This window comes from Cupriavidus pampae, from assembly GCF_914271485.1.
GTDB classification, from domain to species: domain Bacteria; phylum Pseudomonadota; class Gammaproteobacteria; order Burkholderiales; family Burkholderiaceae; genus Cupriavidus; species Cupriavidus pampae.
This window is the reverse complement of sequence record NZ_CAJZAG010000007.1, coordinates 83620-100041: the sequence shown is the minus strand read 5'-3', so window position 1 is coordinate 100041 and position 16422 is coordinate 83620. Positions and strand designations below refer to the sequence as shown.

The window sequence follows — 16422 nt, the reverse complement described above, 5'->3', positions numbered from 1 at the left end:
GTCAGGCCCCCGAAGCAACGCGCTGCAGCTGTTGCGTCTCAATCTGCTCGACCTCGGCGGCCGGCACGTAATAGTCGATATGGTCGTCGTTCGCGCGGAAGATGAACGACACCACCATGCCGATCAGGCCCGCGATGGCCAGCCACCAGATATGCCACGTCAGCGCGAAGCCCAGCACCAGGCTGAAAGCACCCATGTAGAAGCCGGCGCCCGTGTTCTTCGGCATGTGGATCTGCTCGTAACCGTCGGTACGCGGCTTCTCGCCACGCGCCTTCATGTCGGCGAACGCGTCCAGGTCACGCACCACCGGGGTGTGCGCGAAGTTGTAGAACGGCGGCGGCGACGAGGTAGCCCACTCGAGCGTGCGGCCGCCCCACGGGTCGCCGGTCACGTCGGCCAGCTTCTTGCGGTCGCGGATCGACACCACGATCTGCAGCACCTGGAAGAAGATACCCAGCGCCACGAACACCACGCCGACCACGGCAAGGTGCAGCCACGGCGTCCAGGCCGGATTGTCGGTGTGGTTCAGACGACGGGTCATGCCCATCAGGCCCAGCACGTACAGCGGCATGAACGCGAAGTAGAAACCGAGGATCCAGCACCAGAACGCGCACTTGCCCAGACGCTCGTTCAGCTTGAAGCCGAACGCCTTCGGCCACCAGTAGGTGATGCCGGCCAGGTAGCCGAACAGCACGCCGCCGATGATCACGTTGTGGAAGTGGGCGATCAGGAACAGGCTGTTGTGCAGCACGAAGTCGGCGGCCGGCACGGCCATCAGCACGCCGGTCATGCCACCGATCACGAACGTGATCATGAAGCCCAGCGTCCACAGCACCGGCGACGTGAATTGCACGCGGCCACGGTACATCGTGAACAGCCAGTTGAAGATCTTCACCCCGGTCGGGATGGAGATGATCATGGTCGTGATACCGAAGAACGCGTTCACGTTGGCGCCAGAGCCCATCGTGAAGAAGTGGTGCAGCCAGACGATGAACGACAGCACCATGATCGCGCTGGTCGCGTACACCATCGACTTGTAGCCGAACAGCTTCTTGCCCGAGAACGTGGCGATGATCTCCGAGAAGATACCGAACGCCGGCAGCACCAGGATGTAGACCTCGGGGTGACCCCAGATCCAGATCAGGTTGACGTACATCATGGCGTTGCCGCCACCGTCATTGGTGAAGAAGTGCATGTCCAGGTAACGGTCCGCACCCAGCAGGGCCAGCGACACGGTCAGCACCGGGAACGCGGCCACGATCAGCACATTCGTGCACAGCGCGGTCCACGTGAACACCGGCATGCGCATCAGCGTCATGCCCGGGGCGCGCATCTTCAGGATGGTCACCAGGAAGTTGACGCCGGTCAGCAGCGTGCCGAGACCGGAAATCTGCAGCGACCACAGGTAATAGTCCACCCCCACGCCCGGGCTGAAGTCCAGACCCGACAGCGGCGGATAGGCCAGCCAGCCCGTGCGCGCGAATTCACCGACGCCCAGCGACACGTTGACCAGCAGCGCGCCGGCCACGAACAGCCAGAACGACAGCGTGTTCAGGAACGGAAACGCCACGTCGCGCGCGCCGATCTGCAGCGGCACCACGAGGTTCATCAGACCCGTCATCAGCGGCATGGCCACGAAGAAGATCATGATCACGCCGTGGGCGGTAAAGATCTGGTCGTAATGCTCGGGCGGCAGGAAGCCCGTGTTGCCGCCGGTGGCGACCGCCAGCTGGGTACGCATCATCAGCGCGTCGGCAAAGCCGCGCAGCAGCATGATCAGCGCGACCAGCGAGTACATCACGCCGATCTTCTTGTGGTCGACGGACGTAATCCACTCGCGCCACAGGTAGTTCCATTTCTTGAAATAGGTGATGCCGCCACAAAGCGCCAGACCGCCGAGCATTACCGCGCTCAGCGTCACCATGATGATCGGCTCATGAAACGGAATCGCCGACAGACTCAATTTGCCAAACATCGTTGCTCCTAGGATTGCGCGCCCACGGCCGGCTTGGCCGGCGTGGTCATGGACACCTGTTCGTCGCCAATCGTGTTGCGCGACGTGCAGACAGGGCCGCCGTCGAAGCCTTCACGGGCTACGGCACGACCGCTCTTGTCCATGTATTGGTGCAGGACGCCGTGATACAGGTCGTTATCGACCTTGCCGTAGTACGTCACGGCCACGGCTTCGCTCGGCTTGGCGAGCTCCTTGTAACCTTCCGCGCCGAGCTGCTCCGACGATGCGCGGACCTTGGCGACCCAGGCGTCGAAGTCATAGTTCGACATGGCGAGGGTCTTGAACTTCATGCCCGAGAAACCGCCGCCGCTGTAGTTCGCCGACATGCCGTCATAGGTACCGGCTTCGTTGGCGATCAGATGCAGCTTGGTCTCCATGCCCGCCATGGCGTACACCTGGCTGCCCAGCGCGGGGATGAAGAACGAATTCATGATCGAATCCGACGTGATCTTGAAATTCACGGGCGTGTTCACCGGGAGCGCGAGCTGGTTGACCGTCGCGATCTTCAGTTCCGGATAAATGAACAGCCATTTCCAGTTCATCGCCACGGCTTCGACGGTGATCGGCTTGACGTTGGACTCGAGCGGCTTGTACGGATCGAGCTCGTGCGACGAGCGCCACGTGATGATGCCCAGCGCGATGATGATCAGGCAGGGGATCAACCAGACCACGACCTCGATCTTGGTCGAGTGCGACCAGTCGGGATCGTAAGTTGCCGAAGTATTACTAGCGCGATACTTCCAGGCAAAGACCACGATCAGAATGATCACGGGCACCACCACCAGCAGCATGAGCCAGGTGGCAATCAGGATGATGCCCTTGATGTCCACGCCGACCTGCCCTTTCGGGTCCATCAGCGTCAGGTTGCAGCCGGCCAGCAACAGCAGGCCCAGGCAAGGCAGGAACCGCATCAGGCGCGGCATTCTAGGTGTTTTCATTGTCACGACGGTCTGGTTGTGCCACGGCCTGAGAGCACGCGGCTTCAACTGCCTGATGCACGGGGCAGGAGGCGGGCTGAGCAAGGTAAAAACCGGAGGACGTGGACAGCGACTGACGACTGCGTGCGCGTGGCGCCGGAGAGGCGGTGGCGTGCGCTGAGGTGGAGGACTGCCCGAACCGTTGCGCGCCCGAGGGGCTGCAACGATTCACGATGTCTTTGCCATGTCTGCTGTTACCATCCGGGCGCGCCAGCGCTGCGCGCACGTTTTTTTGAGCAGAGATCGCAATACGTAAAGCATCGTGGGCGCGACTGTACCGCAACGCAAGTTTGAGGGTAAACCCACGGGGTACGGAAACACTGTTCTGTAAAACGGACAATTACGAAAACCTTACGGTCCGCTTACTTTTTGATTCCGAGCGCGCGCCTGGTGGCGATTTTCTACATATTTGGCGGGCCCGCGGCCCGCCCTACAGCACTAACTTCTACGCGCCGTTAACCATAACGGCGGGTAATCGATTCCGCGACGCATACCGGACGATCCGAACCTTCGCGCTCGATCGTGACGTCCCAGTAAGCCTGCCCGCCGACCAGCTCCGGCGCATTCGGCAACGGGTCGAGCCGCTCCACCTTCTGCAACTTGATGCGCGCCCGCAACCGGCTGCCCACCGGCACTGGCGAGGTGAACCGCACGCGATTGAGCCCATAGTTCACGGCCACCTTGGTGTTCTCGAACTTCAGCGCGTTGTGCATGAACTGCGGCAACAGCGACAGCGTCAGAAAGCCATGCGCCACCGGCGCGCCAAACGGCGACTCGCGCTTTGCGCGTTCCACGTCGACATGAATCCACTGATGATCGCCGGTCGCATCGGCAAACAGGTTGACCTGATGCTGCGTGATCTCGATCCAGTCGCTGACGGCCACTTCCTGGCCCTGCAGGCTTTCCAGTTCTTCCAGCGTGGCAATCGTACGCATGGGGTCTCCGCGTTGAAGGTGAAGATGAGGGTGAGTAAAGATGAAACGCTTCAGGCCGGCCGGCGGCCGTACATGCCCATGCCCTTGACGGTGCAGACTGGCTCGCCCCGCTGATTGGTGGCGCGCCAGATGGTATGGACGATGCCGCGATCAGGCTTTGAGGAGGACGGCCGCGCCTCCAGAACTTCGAGCACCACGCTCAGCGTGTCGCCCGCGAACACCGGCTTGAGCCAGCGGATTTCATCGACACCGGGCGAGCCCATGCTGGCGGTCTCGGGCGGCATGTATTGCACGAGCAGCCGCATCATGATGCCGCACGTCATCCAGCCACTCGAGATCAACCCACCGTAGATGCTATGTTCCGCCGCCGCGCGATCGACGTGAAACGGCTGCGGATCATACTGTCGTGCGAACGCGACGATCTCATCCTCGGTGACGGTGTAACTGCCCAGATGGTGTTCACTACCGACGACGTAGTCTTCGAAGTAGATCGGACGCATGGACTCTCCCCCGGTTGTCGATCAGGCCGCCTGCTGGAAGCCCGGCTGCCGCGCAAAGCGTCCGACGTGATGATCGACGTCACCGAACGTGGTGTTGATCAGCGTCAGTCGCTTGAACATATGCGCGGCCGGCAGTTCGTCGGTCACGCCCATGCCGCCATGAATCTGCACGGCCTCCTGCCCCACCGCGCGCGCGGCCTGCCCGACGCGCGCCTTGGCGGCGGACACGAAGCGGCGGCGTTCCTCCGGCGTAGCCTCGTCGAAGCGTCCCGCGGCCAGCACCGTGATCGAGCGCGCCTGTTCGGCATGAATGAACATCTCGACCATGCGATGCTGCAGCGCCTGAAAGCGGCCGATCGGCGAATTGAACTGCTGACGCGTCTTGGCGTACTCGAGCGTCGCGGCATTCAGCGCGTCGATAATGCCCACCGCCTCCGCGCACAGCAACACCGCGGCGTAGTCGGCCGTGGCCTCGAGGATCTCCCAGCCCTGCCCCGCCGTGCCGAGCAGCGTCGCCGGCGCATCGGTGAACGTGATATCGGCCGCGCGCAGGTTATCGATGGTGCGATAGTCCCGCACCGCCACGCCAGCCGCATGGCGATCGACCACGAACAGCGAGATACCGGCCTCATCCGCGTCGGCACCCGAGGTACGGGCCGACACCACCAGCTTGTCCGCCTGCGCGCCGTGGATCACCACCACCTTGCGGCCATCGAGCCGACCCTCGCCGCCACTGACCTTTGCGGTCACGCGCACGTGGTTCAGCGCATAGCGCGCCTCGGGCTCGTTGAAGGCCACCGCCAGCCTGGCCTCGCCGCCCGCCACCTGTTCCAGCAGCGCCTCCTGCCCGCCCGCCAGCTTGAGCGCATGCGCGGCGACCACGGTCGCCAGGTACGGCTCGATCACGAGCCCGCGCCCCAGTTCCTGCTGCACCACCATCATGTCGACGGCCGTGCCCGAGAACCCGCCCTGCGCTTCCGGCACCGGCAGCGCGGTCAGGCCCAGCTCGACCAGCGCGCCCCAGGCCTGGTCGCTGAAACCAGCCTCCGAACGATAGGCCGCGCGGCGGGATTCGAAGTCGTAGCTCCGGTCGATAAAGCGGTGCACCGCATCGGCCAGCTGTTTCTGTTCGTCGCTCAGGTTGAAGTCCATATCGCGTGTCTCCTCACAGCCCCAGAATCATCTGGCTGATGATGTTCTTCTGAATTTCGTTGGAACCGCCGTAGATCGAAGTCTTGCGGTAGTTGAAGTAGTACGCGGCCAGCGGCGCGGCATCGTCGAAGCCGGTCACCGCATGCTCGTGTTCGCACTCGAGGTAGGCCGTGTCGAACGGCTGCGCATACGGCCCCACCGCCTCGACCATCAGCTCGGTCAGCAGTTGCTGGATCTCGGTACCCTTGATCTTGAGCATCGACGCCTCGGGCCCCGGGCCCTTGCCCGCCGCCTCGCTCGACACCACGCGCAGCACCGTGATCTCCAGCGCCATCAGTTCGATCTCCAGCGCCGCCACCTTCGCGCCGAACACCGGGTCTTCAAGCAGTGGCCGGCCATTCTTCTGCTGCTGCCGCGCCAGACGCTTGAGGAAGCCGAGCTCGCGCTTGGAGTTGCCCACGCGCGCAATGCCCGTGCGCTCATGGCCAAGTAGGTATTTGGCGTAGGTCCAGCCGCGGTTCTCCTCGCCGACGCGATTCTCCACGGGCACCTGCACGTTGTCGAAGAACACCTCGTTGACCTCGCGCTCTTCGTCGAGCATGACGATCGGCCGCACGGTAATGCCCGGCGTCTTCATGTCGATCAGCAGGAACGAGATGCCCTCCTGTTTCTTGGCCTCGGGATCGGTGCGCACCAGGCAGAAGATCATGTCCGCATGCTGCCCCAGCGTGGTCCACGTCTTCTGGCCGTTGACGATGTAATGCCTGCCGTCGGACGTCAGTTCGGCACGCGTCTTCAGCGAGGCCAGGTCGGAGCCGGCGCCCGGCTCGGAATAGCCCTGGCACCACCAGTCGGTGCAATCGAGAATACGCGGGAGGTAGTAGGACTTCTGCGCGTCGTTGCCGAACTTCATGATGACCGGTGCGACCATCGCCACGCCGAACGGCAGCACGCCGGGCGCGCCCACGCGCGCGCATTCCTCGTCCCAGATATGGCGCTGGGTCGCGTTCCACCCGGTGCCGCCATACTGGACCGGCCAGTGCGGCGCGGACCAGCCCCTGCCCGCGAGCAGCTTGTGCCAGCGCACGAAGTCGTCGCGATTGGGCCGGCGGTGATTGAGTACCTTGGCTCGAATGTCCGCGGGCAAGGTGGCTTCCAGCCAGCCGCGCACTTCCTCGCGGAAGGCATCGTCGGCCGCCGTGTAGTTGAGGTCCATGCCTGTCTCCTGTGGCGCCGGCTCGGGGCCGGCGTGTTCTGCGAATGTGTAAACGAATGAGGCCGGCGCATCGCTGCGCCGGCCTCATTGCATTCGCCAGGACACAGGATGCGTTCAGTGCGCCGTCTGCTTCAAAGCATCCGGCACTACGAGCGGAAAGGCGTCGATGCCCTCTTCAGCCAGCGCCTGCACTTCCTCCCGGGATGCCTGACCGCGAATACCGCGTTCCGGCGCCTCGTCGTAGTGCATGCGCCGCGCCTCTTCGGCAAAGCGGTCGCCAACGTCCTCGGTCTGTGCCAGCACCTGCCGCACGGCTTTCAGATAGTGAGACTGCAGGGCCTGCAGCGCCTGTCGCGCTTCCTCGGAACCCCCGCCACCCTCTCCACTCTGCTTGCCAGCCGGCGTGCCAACCTGCTTGCCGCCCTGGTTGCCACCACCGCCCGTCGGCGCGGTCGCGCCCGACAGATTCAGGCGCGGCGCGCTCGGCAGGCGGCTGACCGCATGGTCGCCACAGACCGGGCACTGGACCAGATCGCGTGCAATCTGCGATTGCGCATCTTCCTCCGAGGCGAACCAGCCCTCGAAACGATGGTCTTGCGCACAGCGCAGGTCGAGCACCTTCATGATCTTTCCAGCCCGTCGGGCAATAGTAGCCGTGAATCGAAAATTTGTGAACGGTCGTGCTAATTTTTTTCTATCGTCATCGACGACCGTTTGTGGAACGCAAGCTTAGCAGGGTTCCGGGTGTCAGGCTGGCCGCCCCGGCAACGGCGCAAGGGTCTGCTCGCCCGGCTGCCATGCTCCCGACAGCACCTTCTCCAGCCAGAACGCGCCGATGATGGTCTTGACGTCGGTAATGCGCCCCTGCCGCACCCAGTCGATGATCTGCCCGGCCGGCGTGATAAACGTTTCCAGAAACTCGCCATCGTCGAGTTCGGCCACGCCCTCGGTCAGATCGCGTGCGAGGAAGATGTCGATAAATTCGGTCGAGTACGAGATAACGGGATGGATGCGCGTCAGATAGTCCCAGCGCGCCGCGCGATAGCCGGTTTCCTCGATCAGCTCGCGCTCGCCGCAGCGTTGCGCGCCCTCTTCCGGATCCAGCTTGCCAGCGGGGAATTCGAGCATGACCTCGCCGATCGGATAGCGGAACTGGCGCTCCATGAGCACCGTGCCATCGTCGAACAGGGGAATCATCATGACCGCGCCCGGATGCAGCACGTACTCGCGGCCGGCCTGCTTGCCGTCCGGCAGGCGCACGATGTCCTGCTTGAGCGTGAGGAATTTGCCGCGATGAAGGGTGGCCGAGGCGACCGGGTGTTCCCGCAGCCCATCATCCGATGCGGTCGTGGGGTCGTCGATCTTCTTCGTCATGCGCGCTCCGGGTAGTTGCGGGCCCGGGCACCGTATGTCACCTGATGCTCAAGCCGCGCGGTGTTTGACCAGGTATTGCCAGGTAAAGCCGGGAAACGCGAAGACCAGCATCATGCAGCCGGTAATCGCGTAGAACTGCCAGCCTTGCGGGAACGAATTGCCCAGGCTCGCCTCGACGGCAAAGCCCGCGGCACCCGCCACGGCGTACCAGACCAGCAGCTCGATCACGCGCAGCCACATCGGCTTGCGTGCCCACTTCAGCGCGATCGCACCGAACAGCCGCTGGTTGATAAACGGTAGATTGGCACAGACCAGTGCCAGCAAGATGACAAACCAACCGCCAGCGGATGCACTCACGATTGGCCTGTCCTTTCTGTCGATGTCAGCGAGTTACGAACCCAGCGATGCGCGGATGGCCTGATAGCACAGGTTCATCAGCGCCGCGGGGAACAGACCCAGCAGGATCACGGCCAGGCCATTGATGCTCAGCACGCCGCGCAGGCCCGCCGTCGCTTCCAGCGGCTCTTCGCCGGCCGGCGCATCGAAGTACATCAGCTTGACCACACGCAGGTAGTAGAACGCGCCGATCAGCGAGAACAGCACGGCCACCACGGCCAGCCACGTCATACCCGACTTGACCACCGCTTCCAGCACCGCCAGCTTGGCGTAGAAACCCACCATCGGCGGAATGCCGGCCAGCGAGAACATCATCACCAGCATCAGGAACGCGAACCACGGGTTGCGGCGCGACATGCCCTTCAGGTCGTCGAGCGTTTCCGCCTCGAAGCCCTTGCCGGTGCGCAGCAGGATCAGGCCGAACGTGCCGAGCGTCGTCAGCAGGTACGTAATCGAGTAGAACATCGCGCCACTGTAGGCCTCGGCCGCGCCGGCAGCCGAGCCGCCCGCCACGCCCGACAGCAGGCCCAGCAGCACGAAGCCCATATGCGAGATGGTCGAGTACGCCAGCATCCGCTTGAGGTTGGTCTGCACGATCGCGGTCAGGTTGCCGATGGCCAGCGAAATCACCGCCAGCACTACCAGCATCGCCTGCCAGTCGGTGGCCAGCGGCAGCAGGCCATCCACGAGCACGCGGACCATCAGCGCGAACGCCGCCACCTTCGGACCACCGGCGATCAGCAGCGTGACCGCGGTCGGCGAACCCTGGTAGATGTCCGGAATCCACATATGGAACGGTGCCGCGCCGAGCTTGAACGACAGGCCCGCCACGATGAATACCACGCCGAACGCGAGCATCGTCGTGTTGACGCGGCCCGATTCGACCACGCGGAACACTTCGCCGAGGTTCAGCGAACCGGTCGCGCCGTACATCATCGACACGCCGTAGAGCAGGAAGCCCGAAGCCAGCGCGCCCAGCACGAAGTACTTCATCGCCGATTCCGACGTCACGCGTGATTCGCGGCGCAGTGCCACCAGCGCGTACGAAGCCAGCGACAGCAGTTCCAGACCGAGGTACAGGGTCAGGAAGTTGTTGCCGGTGATCATCACGATCTGGCCGCCGAGCGTGAACAGCGCGAGCATGTAGAACTCGCCCGCGAACATGTCGCGGTCCTGCAGATAACGGCGCGTGTAGATCAGCGTGACCAGCAGACCTAACGAGCAGAAAGCTGCCAGCACGTTGGCCATCGGGTCGACCACGACCAGATTGGCAAACGCGTAGTGCGTCTCGCCGTGGCTGGCGTTGATGCCGAACCAGACGGTCAGCACCAGCGTGGTCAGCAACGAGAGCGGGTACGCCACGCTCTGGCGGCCCTGGCCGCGCGCGAGGTCGATCCAGTTGACCGCGGCAATCGCGATCGCGAGAAAAATGATTGGCGCCACGGGGGCCAGGCTAGAAGACGCTTGCATGTTGATTTCTCTCTCCCCCGCTTACAGCTTGGACTGCGCGACGTGCGTGAGCAGGTTCGCCACCGAGGCGTGCATCACATCGGTAAAGGGCTTTGGATACAGGCCCATGTACAGCGTCATGATCGCCAGCAGGCCGAGCATGAAGAACTCGCGCTTGTTCAGGTCCACGAGTTCGCGCACGTGCTGATGCACGATGTCGCCAAAGATCACGCGCTTGACCATCCACAGCGAGTACGCCGCGCCCAGAATCAGGGCCGTGGCGGCCAGCAGGCCGATCCAGAAGTTGTACTTGACGGCGCCCAGGATGACCATGAACTCGCCCACGAAGCCCGACGTCGCCGGCAGGCCGCAGTTGGCCATCGCGAAGAACACCGACAGCGCCGCGAACTTCGGCATCGTGTTCACGACACCGCCGTAATCGGCAATCTGGCGCGAGTGCACGCGGTCATACAGCACGCCGATGCACAGGAACATCGCACCCGAGATAAAGCCGTGCGAGATCATCTGGATGATGCCGCCCTCGACGCCGATGTCGTTGAAGATGAAGAAGCCCAGCGTGACAAAGCCCATGTGAGCAATCGACGAGTACGCCACCAGCTTCTTCATGTCCGCCTGCACCAGTGCCACGAGGCCGATGTAGATCACCGCGATCAGCGAGATCGTGATGATGAACGGGGCCAGCGTGTGGCTCGCGTCCGGCGCGATCGGCAGCGAGAACCGCAGGAAACCGTAGGCGCCCAGCTTCAGCATGATCGCCGCCAGCACCACGGAACCGCCGGTCGGTGCTTCCACGTGGGCATCCGGCAGCCAGGTATGCACCGGCCACATCGGCACCTTGACCGCGAACGCCATGAAGAATGCGAGGAACAGTGCGATCTGCTCCTGCATCGACAGCTTGGCCTGATGCCATTCGAGGATCTCGAACGAACCGGTCTTGGTGTAGAGGTACAGCAGTGCAACCAGCGTCAGCAGCGAACCGAGCAGCGTGTACAGGAAGAACTTGAAGGCCGCGTACACACGGTTCGGGCCGCCCCACACGCCGATGATGATGTACATCGGGATCAGCGTGGCTTCGAAGAACACGTAGAACAGCAGGCCGTCCAGCGCCGAGAACACGCCGATCATCAGGCCCGACAGGATCATGAACGCGGCCATGTACTCGGCCACGCGCTCGGTGATCACTTCCCAGGCGGAGATCACGACGATCACGGTGATGAACGCAGTCAGCACGACGAACCACATCGAGATACCGTCCACCCCGAGGTGGTACTGAATCTTGAAGTGCTCGATCCACATCGACTGCTCGACGAACTGCATCGCGGCGGTACCCGGCTCGAAGTGCAACACGAGCGGCAGCGTGACGATGAAGCTCAGCACGGCGCCGAACAACGACACCCAGCGCACGAAGCACTTGTTGTTGTCCGAGCCGAAGAAGAGGACCAGCAAGCCGAAAAAGATAGGCAGCCAGATAGCGAAAGACAGAACCATTTCCTTGTTTTCCTTAATCGGTGCCTATCACTTGGTGCCGATCACGCCAGTGATCGTCAGCGTCAGCAGCACCAGCATGCCGACGATCATTGCAAACGCGTAGTGGTAGATGTAGCCGGACTGCAGGTATCGGCTGGCCGCGGCGAACGTCGCCACGACACGCGCCGAGCCATTCACGAGCAGGCCATCGATCAGGCCCTGATCGCCACCCTTCCACAGACCCGTACCCAGCACGCGCGCACCACGCGCGAACACTGCCTGGTTGAACGCGTCCATGTAGTACTTGTTGTCCAGCAGCTTGTACAGGCCCGAGAAGCGGCGCTGGAGCGCGGCCGGAATATCCGGACGCTTCATGTAGAAGAACCACGACAGCACCACACCGGCGATGGCCAGCCACAGTACCGGCGTCGTCAGCGAGTGCAGCGCCATCGGCACCCAGCCGTGGAACGCTTCGCGCAGCTCTTCCATCGCGTGATGGTTCTCGCCGACGAAGATCACTTCCTTGAACGCCACACCGTGCTTGAAGAAGTCGCCAAACAGCATCGGTTCAATCACGATGGCGCCGATGATGACCGACGGGATTGCCAGCAGCACCAGCGGCAGCGTCACGACCCACGGCGACTCGTGCGGCTTCTGGCCCGGGGCCAGGCCATGATGCTCGTCGTGGCCATGATCGTCGTCATGCGAGTGATCGTCATGAGCATGGTGCGCGTGATCGTCATGCGCATCATGTGCATGCGCCTTGCCGAAACGCTCTTCGCCGTGGAACACGAGGAAGTACATGCGGAACGAGTAGAACGCGGTAACGAACACACCGGCCAGCACCGCGAAGTACGCGAAGCCCGAACCCGCGATGTGCGATTCCGCGACGGCCTCGATGATCGAGTCCTTCGAGTAGAAGCCCGAGAAGAACGGCGTACCGATCAGCGCCAGCGAACCCACCAGCGACGTGATCCAGGTAATCGGCATGTACTTGCGCAGACCACCCATATTGCGGATGTCCTGATCGTGGTGCATGCCGATGATGACCGAACCCGCGCCAAGGAACAGCAGTGCCTTGAAGAACGCGTGGGTCATCAGGTGGAACACCGCCACCGAGTAAGCCGAAGCGCCCAGCGCCACGGTCATGTAACCGAGCTGCGACAGCGTCGAGTACGCGACCACGCGCTTGATATCGTTCTGGATAATGCCCAGGAAGCCCATGAACAGCGCGGTAATCGCGCCGATCACCAGCACGAACGACAGCGCGGTGTCCGACAGCTCGAACAGCGGCGACATGCGCGCCACCATGAAGATACCCGCGGTCACCATCGTGGCCGCGTGGATCAGTGCCGAGATCGGGGTCGGGCCTTCCATCGAGTCAGGCAGCCATACGTGCAGCGGGAACTGCGCCGACTTGCCCATCGCGCCGATAAACAGGCAGATGCAGGCCACGGTCAGCATCATCCAGTCGGTGCCCGGGAAGATCACGGCCGCCAGCTTTTCGCGCGCCGCGAACACGTCCGCGTAGCTCATGCTGCCGCTGTAGGCCAGCAGCAGGCCAATGCCGAGGATAAAGCCGAAGTCGCCGACGCGGTTGACCAGGAACGCCTTCATGTTCGCGAAGATCGCGGTCGGACGCGTGTACCAGAAACCGATCAGCAGATATGAGACGAGGCCCACCGCTTCCCAGCCGAAGAACAGCTGCAGGAAGTTGTTGCTCATCACGAGCATCAGCATCGAGAACGTGAACAGCGAGATGTAGGCGAAGAAACGGTTGTAGCCGGGGTCGCCCTGCATGTAGCCGACGGTGTAGATATGCACCATCAGCGAGACGAAGGTGACGACCACCATCATCATCGCGGTCAGCGAGTCCACAAGGAAACCGACCTCGAGCTTCAGGCCGCCGATGTTCATCCACTCGTACACGGTGGCGTTGTAGCCCGCGCCGTCCATCACGTCGCGCAGCACCAGCAGCGAGAGCACGCAGGCGATGGCGACGCCGAGGATCGTCGCGGTGTGGGCGACGATGCGGCCCCCACGCGAATCCGAGGAGAACAGGCCGAAGAACTTGGTACCGAACAGACCGGCTATCGTGGCGCCGACGAGCGGCGCCAGCGGAATCGCCAGCAGCAGGTTAGGGTTGAGCGTGGTTGCCATAGGACGCTTATTGGTGTGCGGTCGGTGAGCGGTCTTGGTTGGTAACGTGGTTCGGCACGGATCAGCCCTTGAGGGTATCCATGTCGTCGACGTTGATCGTGTCCAGGTTACGGAACAGCACGACCAAAATTGCCAGACCGATTGCCGACTCGGCAGCGGCCACCGTAAGGATGAAGAAAACGAAAACCTGTCCAGCCAGATCGCCCAGGTAATGCGAGAAGGCGATGAAGTTGATATTCACCGCAAGCAGCATCAGCTCGATCGCCATCAGCAGCACGATCACGTTCTTGCGGTTCAGGAAAATGCCAACGATGCTGATCGCGAACAGAATCGCACCAAGCACGAGGAAGTGAGCGAGAGAGAGCACAGCGAATTCTCCGGGCTTAGTTCTTGTTTGCGGCGGCCGAAGCATCCGCTTCCGCCCGGGCTTGGGCACTCTGGACCGGCATCTTCACCAGGCGGACGCGATCGTCACGACGCGTGCGCAGTTGGGCGGAGATATCCTGGCCCTTGGCATCCTTGCGGCGGCGCAGCGTCAGCGCCACGGCCGCGATGATCGCCACCAGCAGGATGATGCCGGCCACTTCGAACGCGTAGATGTAGTCGGTGTAGATCAGCTTGCCCAGCGCGGCCGAGTTCGAATAGTTCGGGTCCTGCGTGCCCGCCGCCACCACCGGCGCGGTGGTGCCGACGAAGTTGCGCACCAGCACGATCGCCATTTCCGCGATGATCAGCGCGCCGACCACCGAAGCCATCGGCACATACGTCCAGAAATCCCGTCGCAGGTGCTCGATGTCGATATCGATCATCATCACCACGAACAGGAACAGCACCATCACGGCGCCCACGTAGACCAGCACGAGCAGGATCGCCAGGAACTCCGCCTTCAGCAGCATCCAGATGGCGGCGGCCGTGAAGAACGACAGTACGAGGAACAGTGCTGCATGCACCGGGTTCTTGGCCGTGATGACTTTCAGTGCGGAGAGCACCAGCACCAGGGCAAAGACATAGAAGATGGTGGTCGTGAGTTCCATGGTCCGTGTCGGATTCTTTCGCCGCGCTTCGCACAGGGCACCCCACGGGTGTCCCGCCTGGCTGCGGCATCCTTCTGTTGGCGGCCCCGGACATTGCCGGGGCCTCCTGATTCGTAAGACTAAATACGGCTTGTGACGCTTGGCCGCGCGTGCTTAGCGATACTTCGCGTCGGCTGCCTTGGCGGCTGCAATCTGCGGCTCGTAGCGGTCGCCCACTGCCAGCAGCATGTCCTTCGTGAAGTACAGGTCGCCGCGCTTCTCGCCGTGGTACTCGAGCAGGTGGGTCTCGACGACCGCATCCACCGGGCACGCCTCTTCGCAGAAGCCGCAGAAAATGCACTTGGTCAGATCGATGTCGTAGCGCGTGGTACGGCGCGTGCCGTCGTTACGCACATCCGATTCGATCGTGATGGCCAATGCCGGGCACACCGCTTCGCACAGCTTGCAGGCGATGCAGCGCTCTTCCCCATTGGGGTAGCGGCGCAGCGCGTGCAGGCCACGGAAACGCGGCGAGATCGGCGTCTTCTCTTCGGGGAACTGGACGGTAACCTTGCGCGCGAAGAGATAGCGGCCGGTCAGTGCCATGCCCTTGAAGAGTTCCTTCAGGAGCAGGCTTGCGAAAAAGTCCTTGATCGTGGTCAGCATGACGATTGCTTCCTAATTCAGTGCCAGATGTTCCACGGCGACTTGATCCAGATCGCCACGATGATCAGCCAGCCCACGGTCAGCGGAATGAACACCTTCCAGCCCAGGCGCATGATCTGGTCGTAACGGTAGCGCGGGAACGAAGCGCGAATCCAGATGAACACGGACAACAGCAGGAAAACCTTGAACACGAGCCAGAAGAAGCCCGGGATGGCGTTCGTGATGAAGCTCGAGAACGGGGGTGCCCAGCCGCCGAGGAACAGCAGCGAGGTCATCGTCGAGATGACGATCATGTTGATGTACTCGGCCAGGAAGAACAGCGCGAACGCCATACCCGAGTACTCGATCATGTGACCGGCCACGATTTCCGATTCGCCTTCCACCACGTCGAACGGGTGGCGGTTGGTTTCGGCCACGCCCGAGATGAAGTAGACGCCGAACATCGGCAGCAGCGGCAGCCAGTTCCACGACAGGATGTTGATGCCCATGTTGGCGAAGTAGCCGGTGTTCTGGCTGTTGACGATCGCCGACAGGTTCAGGCTGCCGGCCACCATCAGCACCGTGACGAGCGCGAAGCCCATCGCGATTTCATACGACACCATCTGCGCGGCGGCGCGCATCGCGCCGATGAACGCGTACTTCGAGTTCGAGGCCCAGCCGGCCAGAATCACGCCGTAGACGCCAACCGAGCTGATCGCCATCACGTACAGCAGGCCGGCATTCACGTTGGCCATCACCACTTCGGCCTGGAACGGCACCACCGCCCACACCGCCACGGCCGGCATCAGCACCATCAGCGGGGCGATGATGTACATGCCACGGCTGACCTGCGTCGGGAACATGACTTCCTTCAGCAGCAGCTTCAGCACGTCGGCAATCGGCTGCAGCAGGCCCAGCGGACCCACGCGGTTCGGGCCCAGACGCACGTGCATCCAGCCGATCAGCTTGCGTTCCCACAGAATCAGGTAAGCCACGCACAGCAGCAGCGGCACCACAATGACCACGGCGCGGATCAGGATCCACAGCGGCGTCCAGACGCTGCCGAAGATGGCGTGACCTTGCGAGGTAATCCAATCGATCAT

At 62.7% G+C, this 16422-nt stretch carries 16 protein-coding genes; all 16 read right to left on the bottom strand.

Going from position 1 to position 16422, the window contains the following annotated elements:
* Position 1: 1 nt before the first annotated feature.
* The 16 genes from cyoB to nuoH all read right to left on the bottom strand — a co-directional run bounded on the left by cyoB (position 2) and on the right by nuoH (position 16422).
* Entirely contained in the window at positions 2-1975 is a 1974-nt protein-coding gene (gene cyoB, locus LDO41_RS18090; RefSeq protein ID WP_223990700.1) for a cytochrome o ubiquinol oxidase subunit I, read from the bottom strand.
* An 8-nt stretch (positions 1976-1983) separates the two neighbouring features.
* Positions 1984-2952 (bottom strand): ubiquinol oxidase subunit II, encoded by a 969-nt coding sequence (gene cyoA, locus LDO41_RS18085; RefSeq protein ID WP_223990699.1) that lies wholly within the window; start codon positions 2950-2952, stop codon positions 1984-1986.
* A 494-nt stretch (positions 2953-3446) separates the two neighbouring features.
* Entirely contained in the window at positions 3447-3926 is a 480-nt protein-coding gene (locus tag LDO41_RS18080; protein WP_223990697.1) for a MaoC family dehydratase, read from the bottom strand.
* A 50-nt stretch (positions 3927-3976) separates the two neighbouring features.
* Positions 3977-4426 (bottom strand): MaoC family dehydratase, encoded by a 450-nt coding sequence (locus LDO41_RS18075; protein WP_223990695.1) that lies wholly within the window; start codon positions 4424-4426, stop codon positions 3977-3979.
* A gap of 21 nt (positions 4427-4447) precedes the next feature.
* Entirely contained in the window at positions 4448-5578 is a 1131-nt protein-coding gene (locus LDO41_RS18070) for an acyl-CoA dehydrogenase family protein (protein WP_223990693.1), read from the bottom strand.
* A gap of 13 nt (positions 5579-5591) precedes the next feature.
* Positions 5592-6794, bottom strand: coding sequence for an acyl-CoA dehydrogenase family protein (locus tag LDO41_RS18065; RefSeq protein ID WP_223990691.1), 1203 nt, complete (start codon positions 6792-6794; stop codon positions 5592-5594).
* Positions 6795-6908: 114 nt separating this feature from the next.
* On the bottom strand, positions 6909-7418 hold the full coding sequence (locus tag LDO41_RS18060; RefSeq protein ID WP_223990689.1) for a DUF1178 family protein: 510 nt from the start codon (positions 7416-7418) through the stop codon (positions 6909-6911).
* 123 nt (positions 7419-7541) lie between these two features.
* Positions 7542-8168 carry an NUDIX domain-containing protein gene (locus LDO41_RS18055; protein ID WP_223990687.1) on the bottom strand — a complete coding sequence of 209 codons (627 nt, stop codon included), beginning with the start codon at positions 8166-8168 and terminating at the stop codon, positions 7542-7544.
* 48 nt (positions 8169-8216) lie between these two features.
* Positions 8217-8525 (bottom strand): DUF2818 family protein, encoded by a 309-nt coding sequence (locus tag LDO41_RS18050; protein WP_223990685.1) that lies wholly within the window; start codon positions 8523-8525, stop codon positions 8217-8219.
* Positions 8526-8558: 33 nt separating this feature from the next.
* Positions 8559-10034 carry an NADH-quinone oxidoreductase subunit NuoN gene (gene nuoN / locus LDO41_RS18045; RefSeq protein WP_223990683.1) on the bottom strand — a complete coding sequence of 492 codons (1476 nt, stop codon included), beginning with the start codon at positions 10032-10034 and terminating at the stop codon, positions 8559-8561.
* Positions 10035-10055: 21 nt separating this feature from the next.
* Entirely contained in the window at positions 10056-11522 is a 1467-nt protein-coding gene (locus LDO41_RS18040; protein WP_223990681.1) for an NADH-quinone oxidoreductase subunit M, read from the bottom strand.
* A gap of 27 nt (positions 11523-11549) precedes the next feature.
* Entirely contained in the window at positions 11550-13661 is a 2112-nt protein-coding gene (gene nuoL / locus LDO41_RS18035; protein ID WP_223990679.1) for an NADH-quinone oxidoreductase subunit L, read from the bottom strand.
* A 61-nt stretch (positions 13662-13722) separates the two neighbouring features.
* Entirely contained in the window at positions 13723-14028 is a 306-nt protein-coding gene (nuoK, locus tag LDO41_RS18030) for an NADH-quinone oxidoreductase subunit NuoK (protein WP_223990676.1), read from the bottom strand.
* Positions 14029-14044: 16 nt separating this feature from the next.
* Positions 14045-14695: an NADH-quinone oxidoreductase subunit J gene (locus LDO41_RS18025; protein ID WP_223990673.1), complete on the bottom strand. Its 651-nt coding sequence runs from the start codon at positions 14693-14695 to the stop codon at positions 14045-14047.
* Positions 14696-14848: 153 nt separating this feature from the next.
* Positions 14849-15340 carry an NADH-quinone oxidoreductase subunit NuoI gene (gene nuoI / locus LDO41_RS18020; protein ID WP_109581656.1) on the bottom strand — a complete coding sequence of 164 codons (492 nt, stop codon included), beginning with the start codon at positions 15338-15340 and terminating at the stop codon, positions 14849-14851.
* 17 nt (positions 15341-15357) lie between these two features.
* Complete coding sequence (gene nuoH / locus LDO41_RS18015; RefSeq protein ID WP_223990671.1) at positions 15358-16422, bottom strand: NADH-quinone oxidoreductase subunit NuoH; 1065 nt, start codon at positions 16420-16422, stop codon at positions 15358-15360.

Coding starts and splice junctions, on each gene's coding strand:
- cyoB (WP_223990700.1), bottom strand. CDS start 1,975: ATGTTTGGCAAATTGAGTCTGTCGGCGATTCCGTTTCATGAGCCGATC.
- cyoA (WP_223990699.1), bottom strand. CDS start 2,952: ATGAAAACACCTAGAATGCCGCGCCTGATGCGGTTCCTGCCTTGCCTG.
- LDO41_RS18080 (WP_223990697.1), bottom strand. CDS start 3,926: ATGCGTACGATTGCCACGCTGGAAGAACTGGAAAGCCTGCAGGGCCAG.
- LDO41_RS18075 (WP_223990695.1), bottom strand. CDS start 4,426: ATGCGTCCGATCTACTTCGAAGACTACGTCGTCGGTAGTGAACACCAT.
- LDO41_RS18070 (WP_223990693.1), bottom strand. CDS start 5,578: ATGGACTTCAACCTGAGCGACGAACAGAAACAGCTGGCCGATGCGGTG.
- LDO41_RS18065 (WP_223990691.1), bottom strand. CDS start 6,794: ATGGACCTCAACTACACGGCGGCCGACGATGCCTTCCGCGAGGAAGTG.
- LDO41_RS18060 (WP_223990689.1), bottom strand. CDS start 7,418: ATGAAGGTGCTCGACCTGCGCTGTGCGCAAGACCATCGTTTCGAGGGC.
- LDO41_RS18055 (WP_223990687.1), bottom strand. CDS start 8,168: ATGACGAAGAAGATCGACGACCCCACGACCGCATCGGATGATGGGCTG.
- nuoN (WP_223990683.1), bottom strand. CDS start 10,034: ATGCAAGCGTCTTCTAGCCTGGCCCCCGTGGCGCCAATCATTTTTCTC.
- LDO41_RS18040 (WP_223990681.1), bottom strand. CDS start 11,522: ATGGTTCTGTCTTTCGCTATCTGGCTGCCTATCTTTTTCGGCTTGCTG.
- nuoL (WP_223990679.1), bottom strand. CDS start 13,661: ATGGCAACCACGCTCAACCCTAACCTGCTGCTGGCGATTCCGCTGGCG.
- LDO41_RS18025 (WP_223990673.1), bottom strand. CDS start 14,695: ATGGAACTCACGACCACCATCTTCTATGTCTTTGCCCTGGTGCTGGTG.
- nuoI (WP_109581656.1), bottom strand. CDS start 15,340: ATGCTGACCACGATCAAGGACTTTTTCGCAAGCCTGCTCCTGAAGGAA.
- nuoH (WP_223990671.1), bottom strand. CDS start 16,422: ATGATCGATTGGATTACCTCGCAAGGTCACGCCATCTTCGGCAGCGTC.